Annotated in this window: 17 protein-coding genes; 4 read left to right on the top strand and 13 right to left on the bottom strand. The window is 61.4% G+C overall.

Translation table 11 applies throughout. The features are described 5' to 3' along the window. Positions 1-2: 2 nt before the first annotated feature. From nosZ to AB4O36_RS09450, 5 genes are all read right to left on the bottom strand, one after another. The gene (gene nosZ, locus AB4O36_RS09470; RefSeq protein ID WP_460141573.1) at positions 3-1,922 is read right to left on the bottom strand and encodes a TAT-dependent nitrous-oxide reductase; all 1,920 of its coding nucleotides are present in this window, start codon (positions 1,920-1,922) and stop codon (positions 3-5) included. A 53-nt stretch (positions 1,923-1,975) separates the two neighbouring features. Further along, on the bottom strand, positions 1,976-4,156 hold the full coding sequence (nosR, locus tag AB4O36_RS09465) for a transcriptional regulator NosR (RefSeq protein ID WP_460141572.1): 2,181 nt from the start codon (positions 4,154-4,156) through the stop codon (positions 1,976-1,978). A gap of 109 nt (positions 4,157-4,265) precedes the next feature. Beyond that, positions 4,266-5,648: an oxygen-independent coproporphyrinogen III oxidase gene (gene hemN / locus AB4O36_RS09460; protein WP_460123993.1), complete on the bottom strand. Its 1,383-nt coding sequence runs from the start codon at positions 5,646-5,648 to the stop codon at positions 4,266-4,268. 20 nt (positions 5,649-5,668) lie between these two features. Next, positions 5,669-7,015: an oxygen-independent coproporphyrinogen III oxidase gene (locus tag AB4O36_RS09455; protein WP_460141571.1), complete on the bottom strand. Its 1,347-nt coding sequence runs from the start codon at positions 7,013-7,015 to the stop codon at positions 5,669-5,671. Between the two features lie 109 nt (positions 7,016-7,124). After that, positions 7,125-7,568, bottom strand: a complete 444-nt coding sequence (locus tag AB4O36_RS09450; protein ID WP_460123987.1) for a CopD family copper resistance protein — start codon at positions 7,566-7,568, stop codon at positions 7,125-7,127. A 164-nt stretch (positions 7,569-7,732) separates the two neighbouring features. Between AB4O36_RS09450 and AB4O36_RS09445 the strand changes: the two genes are divergently transcribed. Next, positions 7,733-7,945: a DUF6555 family protein gene (locus AB4O36_RS09445; RefSeq protein WP_010466110.1), complete on the top strand. Its 213-nt coding sequence runs from the start codon at positions 7,733-7,735 to the stop codon at positions 7,943-7,945. A gap of 184 nt (positions 7,946-8,129) precedes the next feature. On the opposite strand, the gene AB4O36_RS09440 is transcribed toward AB4O36_RS09445, so the two are convergent. Together AB4O36_RS09440 and AB4O36_RS09435 are read right to left on the bottom strand one after the other, a co-directional pair. Beyond that, on the bottom strand, positions 8,130-8,327 hold the full coding sequence (locus tag AB4O36_RS09440; RefSeq protein ID WP_007900300.1) for a YbdD/YjiX family protein: 198 nt from the start codon (positions 8,325-8,327) through the stop codon (positions 8,130-8,132). A gap of 14 nt (positions 8,328-8,341) precedes the next feature. Further along, entirely contained in the window at positions 8,342-10,399 is a 2,058-nt protein-coding gene (locus tag AB4O36_RS09435) for a carbon starvation CstA family protein (protein WP_010466113.1), read from the bottom strand. A 476-nt stretch (positions 10,400-10,875) separates the two neighbouring features. Between AB4O36_RS09435 and AB4O36_RS09430 the strand changes: the two genes are divergently transcribed. Next, positions 10,876-12,237, top strand: a complete 1,362-nt coding sequence (locus AB4O36_RS09430; protein WP_010466118.1) for a cache domain-containing protein — start codon at positions 10,876-10,878, stop codon at positions 12,235-12,237. Between the two features lie 27 nt (positions 12,238-12,264). Then, positions 12,265-12,897 (top strand): response regulator, encoded by a 633-nt coding sequence (locus tag AB4O36_RS09425; protein ID WP_010466120.1) that lies wholly within the window; start codon positions 12,265-12,267, stop codon positions 12,895-12,897. Positions 12,898-12,918: 21 nt separating this feature from the next. Here AB4O36_RS09425 and nirD read toward each other — a convergent pair whose 3' ends face one another. From nirD to ydiJ, 5 genes are all read right to left on the bottom strand, one after another. Continuing rightward, entirely contained in the window at positions 12,919-13,287 is a 369-nt protein-coding gene (gene nirD / locus AB4O36_RS09420) for a nitrite reductase small subunit NirD (protein ID WP_010466122.1), read from the bottom strand. After that, positions 13,287-15,848: a nitrite reductase large subunit NirB gene (gene nirB / locus AB4O36_RS09415; protein WP_460141570.1), complete on the bottom strand. Its 2,562-nt coding sequence runs from the start codon at positions 15,846-15,848 to the stop codon at positions 13,287-13,289. Before nirB ends, nirD begins: the two co-directional genes overlap by 1 nt. A gap of 347 nt (positions 15,849-16,195) precedes the next feature. After that, the gene (locus AB4O36_RS09410) at positions 16,196-17,350 is read right to left on the bottom strand and encodes a DUF1624 domain-containing protein (protein ID WP_460141569.1); all 1,155 of its coding nucleotides are present in this window, start codon (positions 17,348-17,350) and stop codon (positions 16,196-16,198) included. A 198-nt stretch (positions 17,351-17,548) separates the two neighbouring features. After that, a complete protein-coding gene (locus AB4O36_RS09405; RefSeq protein ID WP_460141568.1) occupies positions 17,549-18,460 on the bottom strand; it encodes a hypothetical protein in 912 nt (303 codons plus the stop codon). A 239-nt stretch (positions 18,461-18,699) separates the two neighbouring features. After that, positions 18,700-21,723 carry a D-2-hydroxyglutarate dehydrogenase YdiJ gene (gene ydiJ, locus AB4O36_RS09400; RefSeq protein ID WP_460141567.1) on the bottom strand — a complete coding sequence of 1,008 codons (3,024 nt, stop codon included), beginning with the start codon at positions 21,721-21,723 and terminating at the stop codon, positions 18,700-18,702. 145 nt (positions 21,724-21,868) lie between these two features. Between ydiJ and AB4O36_RS09395 the strand changes: the two genes are divergently transcribed. Continuing rightward, on the top strand, positions 21,869-22,753 hold the full coding sequence (locus AB4O36_RS09395; RefSeq protein WP_460123967.1) for a LysR substrate-binding domain-containing protein: 885 nt from the start codon (positions 21,869-21,871) through the stop codon (positions 22,751-22,753). Positions 22,754-22,786: 33 nt separating this feature from the next. Here the strand turns inward: AB4O36_RS09395 and AB4O36_RS09390 are convergent, their stop codons facing one another. Further along, positions 22,787-25,009, bottom strand: coding sequence for a TonB-dependent receptor (locus AB4O36_RS09390; protein WP_460141566.1), 2,223 nt, complete (start codon positions 25,007-25,009; stop codon positions 22,787-22,789). Positions 25,010-25,178: the final 169 nt, after the last annotated feature.

The following is a 25,178-nucleotide window of genomic DNA, read 5'->3' as shown; positions in this document are numbered from 1 at the left end:
CGTCAGGCCGGTTCGACCAGCATGCGGCCGACCATTTCCATGTGCAGCGCATGGCAGAACCAGCTGCAGTAGTACCAATGCACGCCAGGCTGGTCAGCCTTGAAGGTGATGGACGACGTTTGCTGCGGGCTGATCTCCATGCTCGCGCCGTGGTTGGTCATGACAAAACCGTGGGACACGTCCTCGATCTGGTCAATGTTGGTGATGGTCACGGTGACTTCGTCGCCCTGCTTGACGGTGAACTCGGTCAGCCCGTACGCCGGTGCCATGGAGGTCATGTAGACCCGCACTTTCTTGCCGTCGCGAATGACCTTGTTGTCGGTCTCCAGGTTGATCCCGTCTTTCTTGGCCCGCGCCACGGTCGGAGCGAAGAACGGGTCGTTGCGGTCCCAGATCTTCTTGGTCTTGATCTGGTCGCGGCGCGCCAGGATGCAGTCGTGGGGTTCGGCGAATGCCGGACCGTCGTGCACCAGTTTCATTTCTTCGCCGGAAATGTCGATCAACTGGTCGTTTTCCGGGTGCAGCGGGCCGGTTGGCAGGAAGCGGTCCTTGGAGAATTTGCACAACACCACCAGCCACTTGCCGTCAGCTTCACTGGTTTCGGTCAGGGACGCATGGTTGTGGCCTGGCTGGTAGTGCACATCGAGCTTTTGCTTGATGTAGTTGACCTTCTCGCCCTTGTAGGCACGTACGGCATCGGCCATGTTCCACTTCACCACCTGGCTGTCGATGAACAGCGTGGTGTAGGCATTGCCGCGACCGTCGAAGGTGGTGTGCAGCGGGCCAAGGCCCAACTCCGGCTCGGCGGCGATGACCTCGCGGGGGTCCTTGATCTTGTCGTTGAACAGATCATCCAGACGGGCAATCTCGATCATCGATACGGTGGGCGAGAGTTTGCCGGCAGCAATGAAATACTTGCCATCGGAGGACGTGTTGCAACCATGCGGGTTCTTTGGCACTGGGATGTAGCGGGTAAATTCGGAATCCTTGCCATCGGTCTTGCGACCGTCGACCACCGGCACTTTGGAGCCGGGTAGCGTCGTGAATTTACCGGCCTTGATCGCTGCCTCGATGCGCGGGATGTTGAACACCACCACCCAGTCGCGCTCATTGCGCATCATGCCGCCAAGGTCGAAAGCCTTTTCCGAGTTGTAGCAGGTCGACGCCGCGTACTTGCCCGAGTAATCGGCATCGGAGTTATCGAGGTTGCCGTCGACAATCACCTGGAACGCCATCTCCATTTTCTCGGCGTCGATGGCGTTGAACATGGTGTAGCTGTTTTTGTCCTGCAGGTCGAACGTGTGACCATCATTGGGATGCGGAATGATGAACTCGGCGTTGGCGAACACGTATTTGGTGTACGGCACTTTTTGCAGGCGCAGACCGTGGATCGCTTGCACGTTCGGCACGGTGAGAATCTTGTCGCACTTCATGATGTCCAGGCGGATACGCGCGACGCGCGAGTTGGCCTTGTCATTGATGAACAGGTATTTGCCGTCGTACTTGCCGTCGGTCATGGAGATGTGCGGGTGGTGGCAGTCGCCATTCTGGTACTTGGCACTGTCGCCCAGAATCGCCTTGCTTTCGTTGGTCAGGCCCCAACCGGTGGCGGAGTCGACGTTGAACACCGGAATACGCATCAACTCACGCATGGACGGCACGCCCAGGACGCGCACTTCACCCTGGTGACCGCCGCTCCAGAAGCCGTAGTACTCGTCGAGCTCGCCGGGACCCACATGGATTTTCGACTGCGCGTCCTTGACCGCCGCCGCCCAGGATTCACGGGTGAACACGGTTCCACCCAGGGCCGTGGCGCCCGCCAGCACCGCACCGGTCATGGCGCTGCCACCCAGGAAGCCGCGCCGGCTCAGGCCCGCCTGCTCTTCTTCCTGTCCGACTTTTTTGGATTCTTTATCGCTCATCTTGCGTTACTCCTTGAAGGGAAACGGACACTGCGCAGGTGCGCTCATGGAAATCATTCAGAAGCGGCGACTTCCACGACGGGGATCAGTTGTGCTGTGACCGGTGCTGACTTGTTGCGCTTCTTGCGCTTGTTGATCAGCGGCGGGCATTTGTTGTCGTTGTGATAAGTCATCTGGCAATCGAGGCAGTAGTGGCACTCGTTGGCATTGATCCGGCCATCGGGATGGATGGCCTGGATCTCGCATTCCTTGGCGCACAACTGACAAGGGTTGCCGCACTCCTTGCGCCGCTTGAGCCAGTCGAACAGGCGCAGCTTGGTCGGGATCGCCAGTGCCGCGCCCAGCGGGCAGATGTAGCGGCAGTAAACCTTGCGCGTAAAAATGTTGATGACCAGCAACGCCACCGCGTAGAGCACGAACCACCACTGGCGGTCGAAGCGCAGGGTGATGGCGGTCTTGAAGGGTTCGACTTCAGCGAATTGTTCGGCGGTGGACATCGATTCCAGCGAGAGACCGAACAGCAGCAGCAAAATGATGTACTTGATCGCCCACAGCCGCTCATGCACGGCGAACGGCAATTCGTATTGCGGGATTTTCAGCTTGCGCGCGGCCTCGTTGATGAGCTCCTGCAACGCGCCGAACGGACACAGCCAGCCGCAGAACACACCACGGCCCCACAGCAGGATGCTCGCGGCCGTGAACACCCAGAGCATGAAAATCAAGGGATCGGTGAGGAACAGCTCCCAACGGAAGTTCTGGAACAGCGCGTGGACGAACGTCAGCACGTTGACCACCGACAGTTGCCCCAGGGCATACCACCCCATGAACACCACGGTGAACATCAGGTAGCCACGGCGCAGCCAATGCAGGAAGCGCGGCTGGCGGGTGAACTTGTCCTGCAGGAACAGGATGGCGGTCAGCAACAACAGCGCGCTGGCCAGCACGGCGATCTGGAATTGCTTCTGATACCAGATGTTCAACCACATCGGCCGGTTGGCTTCCTCGACGGCCGCCAGTTCTTCTGCGGTCGGCGCCGGGCGCTCGATGTACTGTTCGGGCAGTTGGTAACCCACTTCGAAGCTGCTGAAGATACCGTTGACCGGCCCGGTCTGCCGGCGCACCAGCAGTTCCAGCGACCACGGCGAACCTGGATCGAACGCGGCAGCCTTGCGAACGATGAACACCGACAGCTCATCGAATTCCGGCATGCCTTGGGCGAACACGTCGGACAGCCGTTGATGGTCCATGTCGCGGAAGCTGATGACGTTGCCGAACTGGCGCAATTGCACCCGATCGAAGATCCCGCCGCGCACGTAGCCCGAGCCCTTGAACGAATACTGCCCACGGCCGAGTACGGCGATGGCCTGCTCGCCCGGCTTGAGCTCTTGCATCAGGAAGCGATATTGGTTGTCGCCCAGCAATGCACGGCCAATGGTCGGCGGGTTGAGGTCGGCGGTGTACAGATCGATGAAGGTGTCGTTGACCTGATCGGGGCTGGCATTTTCCACGCCTTCGGCTTCGGTGCCCTTGAAGGCGGCGTCGACCTGGCCACGGGTCAGGTTGAGGCGGCGGATCGAGCCGTCACCGGTGAGCTGCTCCCAGGTGGCGGGCTGGTAAACGTCCTGGCGCACGATGGCCGGTTTTTTCCGCATTCCACCGGTATCGGCCACCAGCTTGAGCGACACGGCCACATCATGGGCAGCGCGCATGATCACTTCGTTGACCACCATGGCGGTCACCGTGGCGCCGGCGATGGCATCCACTGTCACGGCGCTCGTGTCGCTGGAGCGGCCGACCACCACCCGCTGCGTGACCTTGATGCCTTTGTAGCGCGCGCTGAAACCGTGGAGTTTTTCTTCGGGAATGCCAATCAGCAGGATGGGCTCGTGGTGTTCCAGCACATAGGCGTCCTGGATCACGCCGGCCGTATCGAGGATTACCTGGGTATTGATCGGCTTGCCGGAGTAGGCCGGAATGTCCACCACGTCGAGGCTCTGGAAGACGTAACCGACCACCTTCCCTGCTGCGGAGATGGTGCGCACCTTGAACTTGCCTTCCGGCTCCGAGACCTTGTCCGTCTGCGGGAACACCTTGTCGATGCGCTGGCGCTCGATATCGCCATAGGACTTGGCTTGCACCGTCGCAAATGCGGCGACCATCAACAGCACCATCACCACCAACCCAACGCTCCAGTAGCGTGGGAAGACCTGTCTTAAAAGCGGCTGGGCTGTCATGGGCTGGCTGATTTCAATGGGCTTGCGGCCATCTTAGGTAGCAATGAGCCACATGCCCTTGACCGAAATCAACTCAACCCAAAACCCCGGCGCAGAAAGCTCCAGGGGTTCAAACGGTACGGGAAAAACGCCCCTTCTGTTCGCCGCCCAAGTAGGCATCAAAGGCCATGGCGGCGCTACGCATCATCAAATGCCCCTGGGACAACAGCACCAGTTCGTCGGAGTGAATTTGCAGCAGACCGTCGCGCACATGCTCTTCGAGTTGCGCCAGCGCATCGGCGAAATACTCGTTGAAGCAGATGCCATGGCGAGCCTCGAACTTGGCGAAATCGATGCGCCCGTGGCACATCAAATCGCTGATCACTTCGCGACGCAACACGTCATCGTCGGTCAGGCGATAGCCACGATGCACCGGTAGCAACCCCTGATCGATGCGAGCGTAGTACTGCGAAAGCTCCTTGACGCTCTGGCTGTAGCTGTCACCAACCTTGCCGATCGACGACACGCCCAGGCCGATCAGATCGCAATCGGCATGGGTCGAGTAACCCTGGAAGTTGCGTTGCAAGGTGCCGCGGCTACGGGCCAGGGTCAGTTCATCATCCGGCAAGGCGAAGTGGTCCATGCCGATGTAGACGTAACCGGCGTCAGTCAGGCGGCGAATGGTCAGCTCCAGCAGCTCGAGCTTGCGTTCCGGTGGCGGCATGTCCTCGGGTCGGATCAGCCGTTGCGCGCGTACCATCTCCGGTAGGTGCGCGTAGCTGTAGGCGGCAATGCGATCCGGGCGCAAGGCGATGATCTTGCCCAGTGTGACGTCAAAACTGCTCACTGTTTGCAACGGCAGGCCGTAGATCAGGTCGACGCTGATCGATTTGAAGTGCGCCTCTCGTGCCGCCGCGACCAAGGCATAAATCTGCTCTTCGCTTTGCTGGCGATTGACGGCGGCTTGCACGTGCGGATCGAAGTCCTGCACGCCAAAGCTCAGGCGATTGAAACCGAGCTGGCGCAGGGTCTGAATGCGTTCGGTGCTGATGGTGCGCGGATCGACCTCGATGGAAAACTCGTGGTTGTCGCTGTCGTCCATGTCGAAGGACTGATGCAGGCACGCCATCAGGTCGGCCAGTTGCTCGCTGGTCAAATAGGTTGGGGTTCCGCCGCCCAGGTGCAACTGCGTGAGCTTGCGGGTGCTGTCGAACAGGGCCGCCTGCATGGCGATTTCACGCTTGAGGTAGGTCAGGTATTCGACGGCGCGATGGGTTTTCTGGGTAATGATCTTGTTGCACGCGCAGTAATAACAAAGGCTTTTGCAGAACGGGATGTGGATATACACCGACAACGGTTTGGGCGTTGGCGCCTGGTTGCTGGCACGCGCCGCTTGCTGGTAGTCGTCGACGGCAAACGCCTGGTGAAACTGTGGCGCCGTCGGGTAGGAGGTGTAGCGCGGCCCTGGGCGATCGTATTTTTCTACCAGGGCGCGATTGAACACAGATTTCATGACATCCACTCACAAAAAGATTAATGCCGTGCACTGCCCAGTTCTTTTTCGAACAGATTGCAGATGACATCCACTTCCTGCCGACCGGCGGGAAGAATACTGAGAAAACGATCCGACAATTCAATCAGGCCGTCGCGATTCAATTGCTCGAGCAGCGGCCAGACCGAGGCGAAATAGCGGGGAAACACCAGCCCATAGCGGCGTTCGATAGCACGGATATCCAATTCCAGATCACACGCCAGCCGTTCCGTGACCGTGTGACGGATCTGCTCCCCCGTCTCGAAGCGCCACCCCCGGGACGTCGGCAGTTGGTTATTGCCCAGGTGGCGGTGGTAATGTGCGATCTCGTCGGCGTTCTGCGTGTACAGGTCGTCGATCTGGCTGATCGCGCCCAGACCAAAACCGATGTGATCGCAGAAACCGTGACGGGTGAAACCGTCACAGGTACGGCGCAGGCGACCGCGTTCCTGTGCAATGGCCAAATCATCGTCTGGTCGCACGAACTGGCCCATGCCGATGTAGTGGTATCCGGCGGCGATCAATTGCTCGAAGCAGATCTGGCGCATCGCGCCCTTGTCGTCCTGGCTGCACAACGCCCGGACCTTGTCGCCGATCATTGGCCGGTAGCGGCGCGGAGGTCGGGCATAGTCGAACACCATCAACCGGTCTGGCTCCAGTTCGACGATGGTCTTGAGCTTCAGGGCAAAACTGTCCGGTGTTTGCCAGGCATGACCAAAGCCCAGGTCGACATTGACCGAGCGAAACCCGAAAGTGCGCGCGGCGTCGATCAGGGAGTTGATCGGGGCCGGATTCTGGTAGCAGGCCACCGAGCGCTCGCACTCGCCGTCGATGTCCGGCACGCCGATGCTGACGTGGTTGAAGCCCTGTTCGCGCAAAGCGCCCATGATCGCCCAGTCGGTGTGCTGCAAGTCCACTTCGGCACTGTAGTCGCCGGACTCATGCTCGAGGAAATGGAAACGCCGACGCAAATGATTCATCAACTGCTGCAGATGGGCGATGCCGGGCGTACCGCCGCCCAGGTGGAACTGCTCGACCCGTTGATCGGGGCTGAGGTGGCAACCGACCAGGTCAATTTCGCGTTTCAGATGATCAAAGTACTGCTCGATGGCCCCTTGCTCGCCGACAGCATCGGACTGCGTGCAAAAGGACGGTTTGAGGTTGGACGGCAATTGCACGTTGAGCGACAGCGGCCGGCGCTTCTGGCGGCTGACACGCACGGCGCGCAGCAGGTCCAGGGAGCCGATCCCAGTGTGAAATTTCTGGGTATCGGAATGACAGTTGGGGTCGAGTACGCCCTGATCGCAGCGAGCGACCGGCTCGCCGGGTGTTGGAAAGAAATCGAGCATGACAGGTCTCCGAGACGGGTCGCAGGCCTTCAGTGTCCGGGATTGTCGAACAACGCTCCTTGACTTGTATCAAGCTGCAGGCCACGTCTTTAAAGGAGCGGACGACCGGTCACCACGTCAGGTAGAACATGCCTTTGGCCAGCAAAACGATGAGCACCATGTGGCAGAACACGCTGGTGTGGATGAAATGCACGTAACGGGCCTTCATGCGCCCGGTCTTGAACAGCAGCATGGCCGTTGCGAAGTGCCCGAGCACACTGATCGCGGCGAGTATTTTCAGCATCAGCAAGGTGCCGAACGACGAAGCCAGCGGCGCCGCCAGCACCGGCAGGTAACGCAACCCCACCATGCCGACGCCCGCACCGAACAACACCAGCAACACCCAAGGCATCAACTGCCGAGCCCGGCGCGCCACGCCCTCCTCGACCAGCAGCATCACCTTGGCCGGCAATCGCTTGCGGATGTTTTCCAGAAACAGCACCTCGAAGAATACCGTGCCGATGAAGATCAGCGCGGCGAATAGGTGCAGGGTGAGAAACAGCGGATAGAGCATGGTGGTCTGGCGCTCAAGTCGGGCCTTGCTGCAGCTTAACCAAGCCGTCGATTGGTCCGGTTGATGCCAATCAAGAAAGCGCCAAGGGAGGGGCACAAGCAAATAATACGGAACTGGCACGAGGCCACCACTGTCGGACACACATCCCCCGAAGAGAACGGTTGATGCGCCCACGGCATTTTGAAATCACCTACCGCTTGAACGATTCTCGGCGAGTGTTCGTCCAGCCGGACACGCACATGACTGACGACGACGCGTGGTATTACGCGTGTTTGCATGCGGACATCGGTGTGTTCTATGGCGACGGAAGCGAGCAGCCACGGGTGTATGCCGAGGAAGCCGGGTTGACCGAGGTCAGGTGGGAAGAGTTGCCGTAGCCATTGCCGGAATTTCGAACCATTGTGGAAACCAATGTGGGAGCGGCGGTGCGACGATTCGGCTTGCCCGCGATGGTGGTGTGTCAGCCAACATAGTAGCCACTGACAGATTGCCATCGCGGGCAAGCCCGCTCCCACAGGGGTACTGCATCAACCCAGGTATTGCATCAACCAGGCTGCTTGTTCAACAACACTTCGGTCCCGCCTTGCTGCCGTAACGGGCTTCCTGGCGCTCCCGGAAGAACACCTCGTAGCTCATCACCGGTTTGTCCGGGTGTTTGGTCTGCATGTGCTCGACGTAGGTGTCGTAGTCGGGCATGCCGACCATCAGGCGTGCAGCTTGCCCAAGGTACTTACCCAGGCGACTCAGGTCATTGAACATGCTGCACTCCTCGCTCACGCATCCGGTACGGCCTGGAACGGTGCTTCTTTATCCGTACGTTCCTTGGTGCCCCAGGCGGCGACGCCAACCTTGAGGGCGAAGAACAGGATGCTGAACACCACCAGCAGGAACAGCGCGGTCAACGTCGCATTGGTGTAGGCGTTGTAGATCACGTGCTGCATCTGGTCGATGCTCTTGGCCGGGGCCAGGACCTGACCGTTGGCCAAGGCGTCGCTGTATTTCCGGGCCAGCGCCAGGAAGCCGATTGCCGGGTTGGCGTCGAACAGCTTGATGAAACCGGCGGAGGTGGTGCAGATCAGCAGCCACACCGCAGGCAACATGGTGACCCAGACGTAGCGCTGGCGCTTCATCTTGATCAGCACGACGGTCGCCAGCATCAGCGCGATACCGGCCAGCATCTGGTTGGAGATACCAAACAGCGGCCACAGGGTGTTGATGCCACCCAGCGGGTCGATCACGCCCTGGTAAAGCAGGTAACCCCACATGGCGACACAACCGGCGGTGGCGATCAGGTTGGCGGTCCAGGATTCGGTGCGTTTCAGTGCCGGCACGAAGGAGCCCAGCAGGTCCTGCAGCATGAAGCGCCCGGCACGGGTGCCGGCATCGACCGCAGTCAGGATGAACAGCGCTTCGAACAGGATCGCGAAGTGGTACCAGAACGCCATGGTGTTTTCACCCGGCAGGACGTGGTGCAGGATCTGCGCGATACCGACCGCCAGGGTCGGCGCACCGCCGGCACGGGCCAGGATGGTGGTTTCACCGATGTCCTTGGCCACCGCTTGCAGCGCTTCGGGGGTAATCACGAAACCCCAGCTGCTGACGGTCTGCGCCACGGAAACGGCGTCGGCACCGACGACGGCTGCCGGGCTGTTCATGGCGAAGTACACGCCCGGTTCGATCACCGAGGCGGCAACCATGGCCATGATGGCAACGAAGGACTCCATCAGCATGCCGCCGTAACCGATGTAACGGGCATGGCTTTCATTGGCCAGCAACTTGGGCGTGGTGCCCGAAGCGATCAGCGCATGGAAACCCGATACCGCGCCACAGGCGATGGTAATGAACAGGAACGGGAACAGACCGCCCTTCCAGACCGGGCCAGTGCCGTCGACGAACTGAGTCAACGCCGGCATTTTCAACTCGGGCATGGTGATCAGGATGCCGATTGCCAGGGCAACGATGGTACCGATTTTCAGGAAGGTGGAGAGGTAGTCACGCGGCGCCAGGATCAGCCACACCGGCAGAACGGCAGCGACAAAACCATAGCCAATCAGCATCCAGGTGATCTGGATCCCGGTGAAGGTGAAGGCCTTGGCCCAGACCGGATCAGCAGCAATCTGCCCGCCCAGCCAAATGGAACCGAGCAGCAACAGCACGCCGATCACCGAGATTTCGCCAATGCGACCCGGGCGGATGTAGCGCATGTAGACACCCATGAACATCGCGATCGGGATGGTCGCCATGACGGTGAAGATGCCCCACGGGCTCTCGGCCAGGGCCTTGACCACGATCAGCGCCAGCACCGCGAGGATGATGATCATGATCAGGAAGCAGCCAAACAGGGCGATGGTGCCGGGGATGCGGCCCATTTCCTCACGGACCATGTCGCCCAGGGAGCGACCGTTGCGGCGAGTGGAGAGGAACAGGACCATGAAGTCCTGCACCGCACCGGCCAGTACCACGCCGGCGATCAGCCACAGCACGCCGGGCAGGTAGCCCATCTGCGCAGCCAGGACCGGACCGACCAGTGGCCCCGCGCCCGCGATGGCGGCGAAGTGGTGACCGAAGAGTACGTGTTTGTTGGTTGGAACAAAGTCCAGACCGTCGTTGTTGAGCACGGCGGGCGTGGCTCGATTGGGGTCCAGTTGCATCACCTTGTTGGCGATGAACAGGCTGTAGTAGCGGTAGGCAACGAGGTAAATGGCGACGGCCGCGACTACGATCCAGAGGGCGTTGATCGCTTCGCCGCGGCGCAGGGCCACGACACTCAGCGCGAACGCTCCCAGAACAGCCACGGCAAACCAGGCGAGGTGTTTAGCCAGACGGGGCATAGCGTGTCTCCTGCCGACAGCTTGTGACTGCGGCGGTAATTTTTATAATTGTGTCCGCAATACGGAGCTGGCCCAATATCTGCGCATGGCGTCTACAAATAAATCCGCGTAACTACGTACGCAGCCTCTACGTAGTACTACGTAGAGGCGCGGAATCCTTGTGGGAGCGGGCTTGCTCCGGGCGGCGTTCCGACGATAGCGGTGGGTCAGCCGGCATCCATGTTGAATGACACACCGCCATCGCGGGCAAGCCCGCTCCCACAGGGTTCGCGTATCGACCGGCTGCCCGGTAGCGCTACTCCACGGGCATCTCTTTGGCCTATGATGCCGCCCCGAAGCAGGTCCCCTGTAGGAGCGAGCATGCTCGCGATGGTCGTCAACGATAACGCTGGGAGCCCGACACCCCGCGGTGTCGTTGCGTTCATCGCGAGCATGCTCGCTCCTACAGAAGAAGAAAAAATCGCGCAGGAGTCTCCATGCAACTCAAACACAAAATCGTCGCACTCGGGATCCTGCCGTTGGTGTTGGCGATTGCGGTCATCTGCGCGTTGGTGATTTCGCTCAACCGTCAGTTGGGCGACCAGCAGGCGCAGTTGATCGAAGACAGCATCCTGGCCAGCAAACGCGCAGAACTTAAGAACTACGTGGAAATGGCCAAGAGCCTGATCGCCCCGCTGTACGACGAAGGCCGTGGCGACGCCCGCGCCCAGCAACAGGTGCTGGAGGATCTGCGCAAGCTCAGTTTCGGCATCAACGGCTACTTCTTCGTCTACGACCACGAGGGCCGCAGCCTGATGCATGCGCGCCAATCGGAACTGGTCGGCCAGTACCTGTGGGACATGAAAGACCCCCACGGCTTGCCGGTGATCCAGGCCCTGTTGCAAAGCGCGCAATCGGGCGAAGGTTTCCAGCGCTACGCCTGGAACAAGCCCTCCTCCGGCCAGGTCACCGACAAACTGGCCTACGTGGTGATGCTCGATCGCTGGGGCTGGATGCTCGGCACCGGTATTTACCTGGAAGACGTCGAACGCGCCACCCAGCAGGCCCGCGACGAGGTGGCACAAGGTATCCGCACGACCATGCTGGCCATTGCCGCCGTCGCCCTGGTGGCGGTGTTGTTCGTGTTCGCCAGCGGCATGACACTCAACGTCAGCGAGCACCGGCTGGCGGATAAAAAACTGCAACGCCTCACCCAGCGTATCGTCAGCTTGCAGGAAGAGGAGCGCTCGCGGGTGTCCCGTGAGTTGCACGACGGCATCAGCCAGGTGCTGGTCTCCATCAAGTTCCAGTTCGAGCTGGCCGGCCTGGTCCTGGAAAAGGGCGAGGACCGTGGCCTGGGCATCCTGAAGGACGCCACCGAACGTCTCGGCGAAGCGATAGGCGAAGTGCGCAGCCTGTCCCATGACCTGCGTTCTTCCCTGCTCGACACCCTGGGGCTGGCCGCCGCCATCGGTCAGCTTGCCGAAGAATTCGAACAGCGCAGTGGCCTGAGCGTCACCTACAACGACAATGAATTCGATTGCGACCTGGTAGAGGGCGCGGCAGTGGCGCTGTTTCGCATCGTCCAGGAGGCCCTGACCAACATTGAACGACACGCCCAGGCGAAAAACGTCTCCATCGACCTGCACGGCACGGCACAATCCATACGCTTGACGGTCATCGATGACGGCGTCGGCTTCAATGTCGCCCAGGTCGAGCGGCGCCAGGCCGGGATTGGCTTGCGCAACATGCGTGAGCGTGTCGAGCATTTCGGCGGACGATTCGACCTGATCTCGGTGCCCGGAAGAAGTGAACTGGACGTGCTGCTGCCCATGCAAGTCCCCGGCGCCAAGCGCTGACCCGACAACAAGAGAGAGATGCCCGTGATGAACCTGCCCTCCCCGATCCGCGTCGCACTGGTCGACGATCACTCGCTGGTCCGCGACGGCATCAAGGCGCTGTTGTCGGTCATGGCCCCGCTGGAAGTGGTCGGTGAAGCCGAGAACGGCGCCGACGCCATCGAGATGGTCGGGCGCTGCCAGCCGGACCTGCTGCTGGTGGACATCGGCCTCCAGGACATCAACGGCCTCGAGCTGACCCGCCTGCTGCGCAGCCAATACCCGGCGCTGAAAGTGCTGGTGCTGAGCATGTACGACAATTACGAATATGTGAGCGAATCCGTGCGCTCCGGCGCCAGCGGCTACGTGCTGAAAAACGCCCCGTCACGGGAAATCATCGCCGCGATCGAGGCGATTGCCAGCGGCGGCACTTTCTACAGCGCCGAGATCGCCCAACGCCTGATCGCCGACAAGAATACCGACAATGAACTGACGCCGCGTGAAAGTCAGGTGCTGTACAAAATGGTCCAGGGCATGAACAACAAGGAAATGGCCCGCGACCTCGACATCAGCGTACGCACCGTGGAAACCCACCGCCTGAGCATCCGCCGCAAGCTCAACATCGACAAGCCGGCGGCGCTGGTCAAGTACGCCATCGATCACGGGATCATTTCCCGGTAAGCCCTGCCCTGGGCTTCAACATCAGTACACACCGACCTCGACCGCGTCACCGTTCAACCGCACCGGCCAGACGCGCAGGCGTTGTTGCGGGTATTCCAGGCAACTGCCGTCTTCCAGGCGAAAATGCTGCTTGTAGATCGGCGACGCCACGACCAGGTCACCCTTGATGCTGCCCACCAGGCCCCGACCGATCACGTTGGCCCCGGATTGCGGGTCATGGTTGTCGATGGCGTACAAGGTCTTGCCCTCGGCGCCGGGCAGGTAGAACAGCGCCACCTGGGCACCGTCCAGCCAGACCACCACGCCGGAGTTGCTGACCAGATCCTGTTGACCGCACACGGTTTGCCAGGTGTCGAGCGCTTGCACGCGTTGGGTATTGAATTGGCTCATCAGACTGTCTCCTCGGTGACCGGGATAAGGTTGAGTTCGGCGGCCATGATCGGGCGCCGCTGACCGCGTTCCTGGACAAAGTGAATGTCCGGGTCCGGGCGTTTGTCGTTGACGAAGGTGCGGAAACGCTTGAGTTTTTCCGGGTCTTGCAGGGCGTTGGCCCACTCGCATTCGTAGCGGTCGACCACCAGTTGCATCTGCGATTCGAGCTCGGCGCCCAGCCCCAGGCTGTCGTGGATGATCACGTCCTTGAGGTAGTCCAGGCCGCCTTCCAGGCTTTCGCGCCATACCGAAGTGCGTTGCAGCTTGTCGGCGGTGCGGATGTAGAACATCAGGAAGCGGTCGATGTAGCGGATCAGCGTGTCGTCGTCCAGGTCTGTGGCGAACAGCTCGGCGTGACGGGGGCGCATGCCGCCGTTGCCGGCGATGTAGAGGTTCCAGCCCTTTTCGGTAGCGATCACGCCAACGTCCTTGCTCTGCGCTTCGGCGCATTCGCGAGTGCAACCGGACACCGCGAACTTGAGCTTGTGCGGCGAGCGCAGGCCTTTGTAGCGGTCTTCGAGGTTCAGGGCCATTTGCACGCTGTCCTGCACGCCGTAGCGGCACCAGGTGCTGCCGACGCAGGATTTGACTGTGCGGGTCGACTTGCCGTAGGCATGCCCGGTTTCGAAACCGGCTTCAATCAACTCGGCCCAGATGTCCGGCAACTCATGCAACTGCGCGCCGAACAGGTCGATGCGCTGGCCGCCGGTGATCTTGGTGTAGAGGTCGTATTTCTTCGCCACCACGCCAATCGCAATCAGCTTGTCGGCGGTGATTTCGCCACCGGGAATGCGCGGCACCACCGAATACGTGCCGTTCTTCTGCATGTTGGCCATGAAGGTGTCGTTGGTGTCCTGCAACGGCACGAGCGAAGCGTCCATGATCGGCTGATTCCAGCAGGACGCGAGGATCGAACCGACGGCAGGCTTGCAGATGTCGCAGCCAATGTGGCCACGGCCATGCTTGGCCAGCAGTTCGTCGAAGCTGATCACCCCTTCCACCCGCACCAATGCGTACAACTCCTGACGGGTGTAGGCAAAATGTTCGCACAGGCTCTTGTCGACACTGACGCCGCGCGCGATCAGCTCATGTTCGAAGACCTGCTTGAGCAGCCCGGCGCAGCCGCCGCAACCGGTGCAGGCCTTGGTTTGCGATTTGAGCAGACCGAGGTCGGTGCAGCCGCCGTCAATGGCTGAGCAGATCGAGCCCTTGGTGACGTTGTGGCACGAACAGATGGTGGCCGACTCCGGCAAAGCGCCTGGGCCCAGGGTCGGCGCGCCTTCGGAGGTCGGCAGGATCAGGCCGGCCGGTTCCGCGGGCAAGGCGATGGCGTTCTGCGCGTATTGCAGCAGCGTGTCGTAATAGCTGTTGTCGCCGACTAGCACCGCGCCGATCACATACTTGCCGCAGGCACTCACCACCAACCGGCGATAGCTGGCGCTGGCTTCATCGACGAACTGGAAGCTGCGCGAGCCCGGGGTGCTGCCCTGGGCGTCGCCGATCGAACCAACGTCGACACCCAGCAGCTTGAGCTTGGTCGACATGTCGGCGCCCATGAACGGTTCTGCCACTTCGTTGCACAACTGTGCAGCGACGTTGCGCGCCATCTGGTAGCCCGGCGCGACCAGGCCGAACAGGCTACCGTTCCACGAGGCGCATTCACCGATGGCGTAGATGTGCGGATCACTGCTCAGGCAATGGTTGTCGATCACGGCGCCGCCGCGCGGGCCGATCTCCAGCGCGCATTGGCGAGCCAGCGCGTCTTGCGCACGGATGCCGGCGGAGAACACGATCAGGTCGGTTTCGAGGAACTCGTCATTGGCGAAATTCATCCGATAGCGATACTCGTCACCGGCGCTGATCGACTGCGTGGCACGGGACAGGTGCACACCGACGCCCAGGCGTTCGATCTGTGCCTTGAGTGCAAGACCACCCATGTCGTCCAGTTGCACCGGCATCAGGCGCGGGGCGAATTCCACCACATGGGCTTCCAGGCCCAGGCTTTTCAGGGCATTGGCCGCTTCCAGGCCCAACAGGCCACCGCCGACCACCACACCACGACGGGCATTGGCGGCTGCGGCGCGGATGGCATCGAGGTCTTCGAGGGTGCGATACACCAGGCGCGAATTGCCCTCGGCACCTTCCACCGGTGGCACGAAGGGATAGGAGCCGGTGGCCAGGATCAATTTGTCGTAGGCGATGCCGCCTTGTGCGGTGACCACATGGCGGGTGGCACGCTCGATTTCCAGCACTGGCACGCCCAGGTGCAGGGTCACGCCGGGTGTCTGGTACAACGCGGCATCACCCAGGGCCAGGGATTCGGCGTCGCGACCGGTGAAATACTCCGACAGATGCACACGATCGTAGGCACGCATCGGCTCTTCGCTGAACACATGAATGTGGTAGTGCTCAAGCGCGCCCTTCTCGATCAACTGTTCGACGCAGTGATGGCCAACCATGCCATTGCCGATCACGATCAGCGTTTGCAATTTGTTCAACGCGGCAACATTGGAGTTCATAAGGAGCACCTGGCTAAAACGGTTCAAAAAGCAAAAAAAAACGCCTGAAACCTTGCGGTTCCAGGCGTCTTTGCCTGTTCTTTTGCGGTGTTGAGCCCAGACAGCTATGCCTGATCCACCGATGTTGCCCTTGTTTCGATCGTCGTTGACCAAGCGGGCTGCCCACTCGACTGCGTTTGTGGTGGGCCTGCCAGGTGTATTGCAGTGTTTGTGCCAGATTCCTTCGAGCGTGGCCAAACGCCCCGATTTACGGGCACTTGGGCGTCAGCTCTCCAATCCCTCTCGCCCTAGAGTTTTGCCTTCGCATAGTGCAACGCACAGCAATGGGGCTTTATAAAAGTGCACGATCAAAGGTATTTGAGCCAGGCAAGGTCACGACGGCGCGCCTTCAATGCGGCAAAGGCCTTGACCGGTGGATACAGGGCGACGGCCAGCAACAACGCGGTCAACCACACCGCACCTATCGAGCTGAAGCCAAACCAGTTGCCCTGGTTCAGGCCGAACAGCGCGACCGCAATGAGGTACAGCACTTTCAGCGCATACAGGTGCAACAGGTAGAAGAACATCGGCGCCGAACCGAACACCGCCAGCGGGCGCAACCAGGGGCGTTGCCGTTCAAACCACAGGAGCAGCAAGCAGCCGACGCTGAGGGTCAAGGTCAGGAACAACAATGACGGCGGGTATTTGGTGATGTTCAAAAAACTTATCAGCGTTTGCACGGACGACTCGCCCACGCTCCAGGATTTTTCGCCATAGCCGTTGAGCAAACGCAGGGCAACGAACCCGGCCAGACCGACGACACCACTGATCAGCAATGCGCGTTGCCGTGCGCCGACATCGGCCATTTTCCCGAACCACGGCCCCATGGCGTAGCCGAGGCCGATCACGCCGATCCACGGCAACAGCGGATAGGAGGTGCGCAGGCGCAGGCCATCGGTCAATTCGATCCAACCGCGATCATGCAAGATTGCCCAGGGTATGTGCATGGCCGATTCAACCGGGAAATGCAGCGTGTCCAACAGGTTGTGCCCGGCGATGATCACAACGCTCAGGAGCAACAAGACCGGGCGCGGCAGCCAGACCAGTGCCGACAACGCGATCATGCTCAGGCCGATGGCCCAGATCACTTGCAGGTAAATGACGCTTGGCGGCAGCTGGAAGGTCCAGGCGAAATTGACCAGGGTGAATTCGAGCACCACCAGAAACAGCCCGCGGTTGAACAGGAAACGACAGACGTCGCCCTTGCCCGCGTACTTCTCGCCGTACAGCCATGCCGACAGGCCAGTGAGCAGCACGAACACCGGGGCACACAGGTGCGCCAGGGTGCGACTGAAGAACAACGCGGGTTCAGTCGTGGCAACGCTCATGGGATCGCCCACCTGATGGTGCAGGAAGAAGGTTTCGCGCACGTGATCGAGCAGCATGAACAGAATCACCAGGCCTCTGAGTGCATCGATGCTCAGGAGCCGGACGACGGTGGAACGCGGTGGTGTGAGGGTCATGGGGTATTCGCAGTGCAGGCACGGGGGCCAGCACCTTATATTGTTACCCTATAACATCTCAAGCATTTCCGAAGCCTTCTGTAGGAGCGAGCTGGCTCGCGATGGCATCAATCCCGCCGACAGCAATGCTGACTGCCCCACCGCTATCGCGAGCAAGCTCGCTCCTACAGGGGGCCGGGTCGCTCACAGAATGTGTGTTTAGCCCAAATCCCTGTGGGAGCGTTGGTAGGGTTCGATGAAGTGACAGCCCAGGACATCGTTCAAGCGTTTGGCATCGCTCATCCGGCGAAATAATCCGGGGGTCTGCCAGGGCGCATCTCCGTCGATGTTCGGCGCGCCGAGCCCGGCGAGGACGTCGGCGATCAACACCGAACGGGTTTCGAACGAGATACGCGTCAGCCCCGTACTGTTGTCGACACCGGCGTGGGCGTGCGCGCCGGAAAAGGCGATCAGGCTGCCCGGCTCGATTTGCACCGCAATGCCCTCTTGCCCATCGATCGGTTCCAGCAAATGCGGGATGGCCTCATCGGCATCCACCGTGTTGCGCCCGTCCTGGTGGGAGCGCTGGAGAATGGCGCGCATATCGAAATCGGCGCTGGAATTGCGCAGCGCTCGTTGCCAGAGGTCGGGATAAATCGCAAATGTGCGCCCGGCCGTGATCGGATAGATCGGAGCCCACCAGTTAGTTTGCGCGTACAGGTTCGAGCCCCAGGTGTCTCGGTGGAATGCGATGGTTGCCGTCACTCGTGCCCGTGAGGCACGCGCATCAGCTTCGCGGTGCGGCTGGAAGCGCAGGTGCAATCGGTCGCAGGCCAGTGCCTGCGCCTCAAGGCCCAGGCTTTCGATGACCACTCGCCACAGCCCCTGAATCTCGCGAGAACCGGCAAAGGTGGCCTGGCATTTGGCGAACAGCACGGCCTGTTGTTCGTGGTTCAGATGGCGATGGATGTGGGTCGGCGGCCAGGGATGCAGTGCTTCTTCAAGCATTGCCCGGGTGTGTTTGACCAAGGCGGCCATGGCAGGCGCATCGTTGATACGCAGGATCTCACCGGCATAGAGACGATCATGAAATCGGCGAGCGGAGCCTGGAACAGCGAACGGGCTGTACATGCGCGGGTTTCCCTGGAGAGACAGCCCTCGACTTTAGAAGCGAGCCGGCCGTGGCGACAGTAGCAGGCTGGATAAAAAAATGCGGATCAGTGGATCCGGACCCGGCACACCCACCTGTAGGAGCGAGCATGCTCGCGATGGTCGTCAACGATAACGCTGGGTGCCTGATACCCCACGGTGTTCTTGATTCCATCGCGAGCATGCTCGCTCCTACAGAGGAGTGGTGTGCTCAGGTTCGGTTAGCCCCGCCCACAATGCTCCAGCAACGCTTCCAGCGGATGGCGCAATTGCTTGTCCGCCTGGCGCTTGACCTGGCTGCGGCAGGAGTAGCCGGTTGCCAGGGCCTCGCCGGGTTTGTCCAGCTTGCCGGCCCAGGACTGCTCGAAGATGGTTCGCGAGGTTTCCTGGTTGCGCGCTTCATGGCCGTAGGTGCCGGACATGCCGCAGCAGCCCGTCGCCTCGCTGACCAGTTTCAGCCCGAGCTTGGCGAACACTGCCTGCCACTGCCCGGTGCTGGCCGGGGCGTTGGTTTTCTCGGTGCAGTGGGCCAGCAAGCGGAACGTCTGGCCGTCAGGACGCGGGTTGTCCGGCAGCGCATCCAGCAACCACTCCTGGGGCAGTAGCACTGTCGGGCAGTCTTCCAGACCCGGCACTTTCTGATATTCCTGGCGATAGACCAGGGTCATCGCCGGGTCCAGGCCCACCAGCGGCACGCCGCAGTCAGCCAACGCCTTGAGTTGATTGGCATTGCGTATCGCCGCCTTGGCGAAGGCGCCGAGGAAGCCCTGCACATGCAATGGCTTGCCATTGGCGCTGTAGGGCGCCAGGAACACCCGATAGCCCAGTTGATGGGCCAACTGGATGAAGTTCGCCAGCAGGGGCGTTTCGAAGTAACGGGTGAAGGCATCCTGCACCAGCACCACGCTGCGTTCGCGTTGCTCGGCCGTCAGTTCGCGCAGGGCCGGCACGCTGGCCACCGCCACCTTGCATCGGGTCAGCGTTTTCTGCAGGTCGAAGCGATGCAACAACGGACTGTCGAGCATGCCGACGTGGCGCTCGAGCAAGCGCGTGATCCATTTCGACCCCATCACCGCGTTGTACAGGCCCGGTGCATAGGCCATGTAAGGGATGGTGAATTCCAGCGAGCCGATCAGGTAATCGCGCAGCGGGCGTTGATAACGGCCGTGGTACAGCTCCAGGAAACGCGAACGAAATTCCGGCACGTTGACCTTGATCGGACACTGTCCGGCACAGGACTTACAGGCCAGGCAGCCCGCCATCGCGTCGTAGACTTCATGGGAGAAGTCCGCCTCGCCACGGGAGCGCGCCAGGTTGTTGCGCAGCCGCGTTGGCAAGCCACTGAGCCACGACACCTTGCTGCGTGCAGCCGCCAGCACGTCGATATTGGCCGCGCCTTGCAGACGCAGCCACTCACGGATCAACGACGCCCTGCCCTTCGGCGAATGCTGGCGTTCACGGGTGGCTTTCCACGATGGACACATCGCGTCGTTGGGGTCGTAGTTGTAGCAGGCGCCGTTGCCGTTGCAGTGCACGGCGCTGCCAAAACTCTGCCAGACCCGCTCGTCGATCTGCCGGTCCATATCACCGCGCAAGGTCACTTCGTTGACCTTGAGCAAGCTGTGTTTGGCATCCGGCGGCGTGCAGATCTTGCCGGGGTTGAGCTGGTTGTGCGGGTCGAACGCGCCCTTGAGCCTTTGCAACGCCGGGTACAGCTCGCCGAAAAATGCCGGGACGTATTCGGAGCGTAACCCCTTACCGTGCTCGCCCCACAGCAAGCCGCCGTAACGCTGGGTCAACTCGGCCACGGCATCGGAGATCGGCTTGACCAGCGCGGCCTGGGCCGGGTCCTTCATGTCCAGCGCCGGGCGCACGTGCAACACCCCGGCATCGACGTGGCCGAACATGCCGTAGGCCAGGCCATGGCTGTCGAGCAAGGCACGGAACTCGGCAATGTAGTCGGCCAGTTTCTCCGGCGGCACGGCGGTGTCTTCCACGAACGGCTGCGGGCGTACCTCGCCCTCGACGTTGCCCAACAGCCCCACCGAACGCTTGCGCATGATGTAAACGCGGGTGACCGCTTCGGCGCCTTCGGCCAGGGTGTGGCCAAGACGCTCGATGGTCTTGTCGGCTTGCAGGTGCTCAACGAATGCCGCCACGTCCGCATTGACCTGCGCCACGTCTTCGCCGCTGAATTCCACCAGGTTGATGCCCAGGGTGGCGCGCTCGGCGTCGCTGGGAAAATACTCGGCGACGCTGTGCCAGACGATGTCCTTCATCGCCAGCAGCAGCACCTTGGAGTCCACGGTTTCAATCGACAGCGGCTTATGCGCCAGCAGCGCGTTGGCGTCGCGCAGCGCGTCCATGAAGCTGCTGTAGCGCACGTTCACCAACACTGAATACTTGGGAATCGGCAGCACGTTGAGCTTGGCTTCGACGATGTAGCCCAACGAGCCTTCGGCGCCACACAGCACGCTGTTGAGGTTGAACCGGCCCTGCTCGTCCCGCAGGTGCGCCAGGTCGTAACCGGTCAGGCAACGGTTGAGCTTGGGAAACACCGACTCGATCAGGTCCGCCTGGGTTTCCTGGATCTGCCGCGCCGTGCGATACACCTCACCGATGCGTCCTTGCTGGGCGCACACGGCCTCCAGTTCCGCTTCGCTGAGCGGCTGGCTGTGCAGACGCTCGCCCCCGAGGAGCACGCTGTCGAGCTCCAGCACGTGATCGCGGGTCTTGCCATAGGTGCAACTGCCCTGCCCGCTGGCGTCGGTGTTGATCATGCCGCCCACGGTGGCGCGGTTGGAGGTCGACAGCTCCGGGGCAAAAAACAGGCCGTGTGGCTTGAGTGCAGCATTGAGCTGGTCTTTGACCACGCCTGCCTGCACGCGCACCCAACGCTCTTCAACGTTGATTTCGAGCACGGCGTTCATGTGACGCGACAGGTCGACGACGATGCCATCGGTGAGCGACTGACCGTTGGTCCCGGTGCCGCCGCCCCGTGGCGTCAGCTTGATCTGCTGGAAACGCGGTTCGGCCATCAGCGTGGCGATGCGCACGATGTCGTCGGCGTCCAGCGGAAACACCGCCGCTTGCGGCAGGCGCTGGTAGATCGAGTTGTCGGTGGCCAGCACGGTACGGGTGGCGTAGTCGGCGCTGAGCTGGCCGCGAAAGCCGCTGGCTTGCAGGGCCTGGAGGAATTCCGGGTAGTGCTGCGCGGGGGACGCGGTCGTCAGCTGGGCGATCATGGCGGTGGTCTCTTCACGGAAATTTCATGATACTTGTCGCCTGAGCATTAATAGATAAGCCTCAGGTCGTTATAGACACCAATGATCCCGCAGGCTCGGTCACGCAACAAATGGATATTTCTGCCGCTATCGATGAGTTTTATGAATGAATTACCGCCACCTCACGCCATCGATGTCGCTGCTGCTGGCTTTTGAAGCCGCCGCGCGCCATGAAAGCTACACCCGCGCCGCCATGGAACTGTCGCTGACCCAAAGCGCGGTCAGCCGCCAGGTGCAGGCGCTCGAGCAGCAACTGGGCCTGACCCTGTTCCGCCGCGAAGGCCGCCAGGTGCAATTGACCGATGTCGGCCGGCTGTATCAACGGGAAATGAGCGAAGCGCTCGGGCGCATTCGCAGCGCGACGTTGCAGGCCATGGCGTATCAGTCCGGCAGCGGCACCCTGCGACTGGCCACCCTGCCGACCTTCGGGTCGAAATGGCTGTTGCCGCGCCTGCATGATTTCTACAAGAACCATCCCGGCATGCTGGTGCACATCCATTCGCGGATCGACACCATCGACTTCGAATCCAGCGGCATCGATGCGGCCATCGTCGTCGGTTCCAGCGACTTGCCCGGCCTGATCAGCCATCGACTGCACACCGAAGAACTGCTGGTGGTCATCTCCCCGCAGGCCGCCGCAGCCCAGCAGGACTGGTCGGCTGCGCGCATCGGCGAGCAGACCCTGCTCAATGTCGCCACCAACGCCAACGTCTGGGGCGAGTGGTTCAGCCATCACCACCTGCCCCACCGCCTGATGCGCCTGGGACCGAGCTTCGAACTGACCTCGCACCTGATCCAGGCGGTCAGGGCCGGCATCGGCATCGGCCTGGTGCCGCGCATCCTGGTCAGCGACGAACTGGCCAACGGCGAGCTGATCAGCCTGGACCAGCCCTTCGCCAGCCAGCGCAGCTATTACCTGGCCTACCCGCCACGCAACGAAATGCTGCCGTCGCTGGTGGCGTTCCGTTCGTGGTTGCTGGCGCAGATTTGAACGTACAAGCCTAAAGCCACCGCCTGACCTTGCTCAGAAATCCACCGTCGCCGACAACTGCAACGTACGCGGATACCCCTGGGAGAACGCCCCATACGAGGCCACGCCCGACCAGTATTCGCGGTCGAAGACGTTTTGCACGGTGGTGCGGAACGTCGTTGGCCGGCCTTCGATCTTGGTGGCGTAGCGCGCGCCGGCGTCGATGCGGGTCCAGGCATCCAGTTCCTGGGTGTTGGCCTGGTTGACGTATTGGCTGTCGGTGTAGATGGCGCCGCCGGTCAGGGTGAAGCCTTCCAGCCATGGGGTGTCCCATTCGGCCCAGAGGTTGGTCTGGATGTCGGGCACGCCCACCGGTTTGTTGCCGCGGTTGGCCGCAGTGGCCGAGTCCGTCAGTTCGCCGTCAAGGAAGGTCACGCCCCCCATCAGGCGGGTGCCGGGTGCGACTTCGCCGAATACGCTGAGTTCGACGCCACGGTTGCGCTGTTCGGCCTGCACCGAAAACACATTGTTCGCACCCACTTCGCCGCTCGGTTTTTCGATCTGGAACAGGGCCAGGGTGGTCATGAACGTACCGTGCTCATACTTCACACCCACTTCGTGTTGCTTGGACTCATAAGGGGCAAAGGTTTCACCGGCGTTGGCCGCCGTGCCGGGGGCGATGTCGCCTTTGCTCAGGCCTTCGACGTAGTTGTAGTACAGCGACACGTCTTCCCACGGTTTCACCACCACGCCCACCAACGGCGTTGTGGCGCTGTCGTCATACCGCGAACTGACTGAGCCGGCGGCGTTGTAGTTACGCGACTCGATGTCCTGGCGGCGCACACCGAGCGTCAACTGGATGCGGTCGTCCAACATGCCCAGGGTGTCGGTGAACGCCACGCCGGACAGTTCCGATTCGGAAACGCGCAGCACCTTCGGCGCCGCGAGGTACTGTTTGGGCGCGTCCACCGGGTGGTAGAAGTTGGAACGGATGTCGGTACCGTTGGTGATGCCCCGGGACAGTTCATCCTGATAACGGGTGGCCATCAGCGTCGTGGTATGGGTTACCGGGCCGGTGGCGAAGAGCCCGCGGAGGCCCACGTCGGCGGTCGAACGATCGACGTTGAATTTGTAGTAACCGGGGATATTACTGGTGTCGCCTGCATCGTTGAGAATGCGAGGCACCTGGTCGGACAAGCGTTTGACATCCGACTTGCCGCCACCGGCGTGGGCGAAGACGGTCAGGTTGTCGTTCAGATCATATTCGCCGCCGAGCAAGGCCGACTGCTCTTTGGTGTCGGACCAGCCCCACTTCTGCGAGACGTTGGTGCGACCGTTGGCGGCGGAAGGCACTTCGACCCCCGGCGCGATGGTGAAGGGCCGCGATGCGCCATCGAATTTTTCGCTCTGGCTGATGAAATCCAGGTTCAGGCGCAAGCGCTCGCCCTGATAATCCAGGGCGATGGCGCCGATGTTCACCGCTCGCTCCTGGTCATCCACAGCGGTATCGCCGCCCTGCAAACTGCCGTTGAAGCGCACGCCAAACTGGTTCTCGTCGCCGAAGCGGCGGCTGACATCCAGATGACCGCCGACGTTGGATTCCGACTCATAGCTGGCGGTAAAGCGGGTCAGGTCTTCGGCCAGCGGGCGCTTGGGCACGATATTGATCACACCGCCCACCCCGCTGTTGGGCGAGATGCCGTACATCAAGGCACCCGGCCCCTTGAGCACTTCGACACGTTCGGTGTACTGCGTAAAGGCGCGGTAGTTGGGGGCGACGCCATACACGCCGTCGTAGGCGAGTTCGCCCAGGTTGCCTTCGCCGATGGCAAAGCCACGAATGAAGAAGGAGTCGACGATACCGCCGGTTTGCCCGGTGGAACGTACCGAAGGATCGCGTTGCAGGGCGTCGGCCACGGTCACCGTTTGCAGGTCGGCCAGGGTCTTGGCGGTGTAGCTGGTCACGCTGAACGGCGTGTCCATCACATCTTTGTTGCCCATCATGCCCAGGCGCGCACCCCGTGCCACCTGGCCGCCGGTGAACTCTGCGGGCAGCGCAGTCGGCCCAGCGTAGCGGGCGTTGATGTTGGTGGTGTCCAGGGTCAGGTTCGGCGTGTCGCTCGACGTACCGACCGAAGGATTTTCCGGCTTGCCCGAGGGCTCGGCCGTGGCGGCCCAGGCGCTGGTGCTCCCGGCTATCAGGGCTACATTGAGCGAGGCGGCGCGGATGGCGAGCGTGAGGGCGCGCTCGGCGAAAGGTCGACTGGCAACAGGCATGGCGTGAGGTTCCTTGGAGATAGGAAATGGGAATCACTCCTAATGCCAGCCAGCTCGAAAAAAAGTATCACCCTGCTTCGATTTTTCCTCGCGGGCTTCACAGGATGGGTTTATCCGGTTGCGGCAATCGCCGGAGCCGGGTCAAATGCACGCCGTTTGGCCGGGTGAT

The organism is Pseudomonas sp. S2_E01 (assembly GCF_054668365.1).
The sequence above is the reverse complement of the archived record's forward strand: the minus strand, read 5'-3'. Positions and strand labels throughout refer to the sequence as shown.

What these genes read in the sequence shown, in the direction of transcription:
- nosZ (WP_460141573.1), bottom strand. Translation starts at nt 1,922, where the DNA reads ATGAGCGATAAAGAATCCAAAAAAGTCGGACAGGAAGAAGAGCAGGCG.
- nosR (WP_460141572.1), bottom strand. Translation starts at nt 4,156, where the DNA reads ATGACAGCCCAGCCGCTTTTAAGACAGGTCTTCCCACGCTACTGGAGC.
- hemN (WP_460123993.1), bottom strand. Translation starts at nt 5,648, where the DNA reads ATGAAATCTGTGTTCAATCGCGCCCTGGTAGAAAAATACGATCGCCCA.
- AB4O36_RS09455 (WP_460141571.1), bottom strand. Translation starts at nt 7,015, where the DNA reads ATGCTCGATTTCTTTCCAACACCCGGCGAGCCGGTCGCTCGCTGCGAT.
- AB4O36_RS09450 (WP_460123987.1), bottom strand. Translation starts at nt 7,568, where the DNA reads ATGCTCTATCCGCTGTTTCTCACCCTGCACCTATTCGCCGCGCTGATC.
- AB4O36_RS09445 (WP_010466110.1), top strand. Translation starts at nt 7,733, where the DNA reads ATGCGCCCACGGCATTTTGAAATCACCTACCGCTTGAACGATTCTCGG.
- AB4O36_RS09440 (WP_007900300.1), bottom strand. Translation starts at nt 8,327, where the DNA reads ATGTTCAATGACCTGAGTCGCCTGGGTAAGTACCTTGGGCAAGCTGCA.
- AB4O36_RS09435 (WP_010466113.1), bottom strand. Translation starts at nt 10,399, where the DNA reads ATGCCCCGTCTGGCTAAACACCTCGCCTGGTTTGCCGTGGCTGTTCTG.
- AB4O36_RS09430 (WP_010466118.1), top strand. Translation starts at nt 10,876, where the DNA reads ATGCAACTCAAACACAAAATCGTCGCACTCGGGATCCTGCCGTTGGTG.
- AB4O36_RS09425 (WP_010466120.1), top strand. Translation starts at nt 12,265, where the DNA reads ATGAACCTGCCCTCCCCGATCCGCGTCGCACTGGTCGACGATCACTCG.
- nirD (WP_010466122.1), bottom strand. Translation starts at nt 13,287, where the DNA reads ATGAGCCAATTCAATACCCAACGCGTGCAAGCGCTCGACACCTGGCAA.
- nirB (WP_460141570.1), bottom strand. Translation starts at nt 15,848, where the DNA reads ATGAACTCCAATGTTGCCGCGTTGAACAAATTGCAAACGCTGATCGTG.
- AB4O36_RS09410 (WP_460141569.1), bottom strand. Translation starts at nt 17,350, where the DNA reads ATGACCCTCACACCACCGCGTTCCACCGTCGTCCGGCTCCTGAGCATC.
- AB4O36_RS09405 (WP_460141568.1), bottom strand. Translation starts at nt 18,460, where the DNA reads ATGTACAGCCCGTTCGCTGTTCCAGGCTCCGCTCGCCGATTTCATGAT.
- ydiJ (WP_460141567.1), bottom strand. Translation starts at nt 21,723, where the DNA reads ATGATCGCCCAGCTGACGACCGCGTCCCCCGCGCAGCACTACCCGGAA.
- AB4O36_RS09395 (WP_460123967.1), top strand. Translation starts at nt 21,869, where the DNA reads ATGAATTACCGCCACCTCACGCCATCGATGTCGCTGCTGCTGGCTTTT.
- AB4O36_RS09390 (WP_460141566.1), bottom strand. Translation starts at nt 25,009, where the DNA reads ATGCCTGTTGCCAGTCGACCTTTCGCCGAGCGCGCCCTCACGCTCGCC.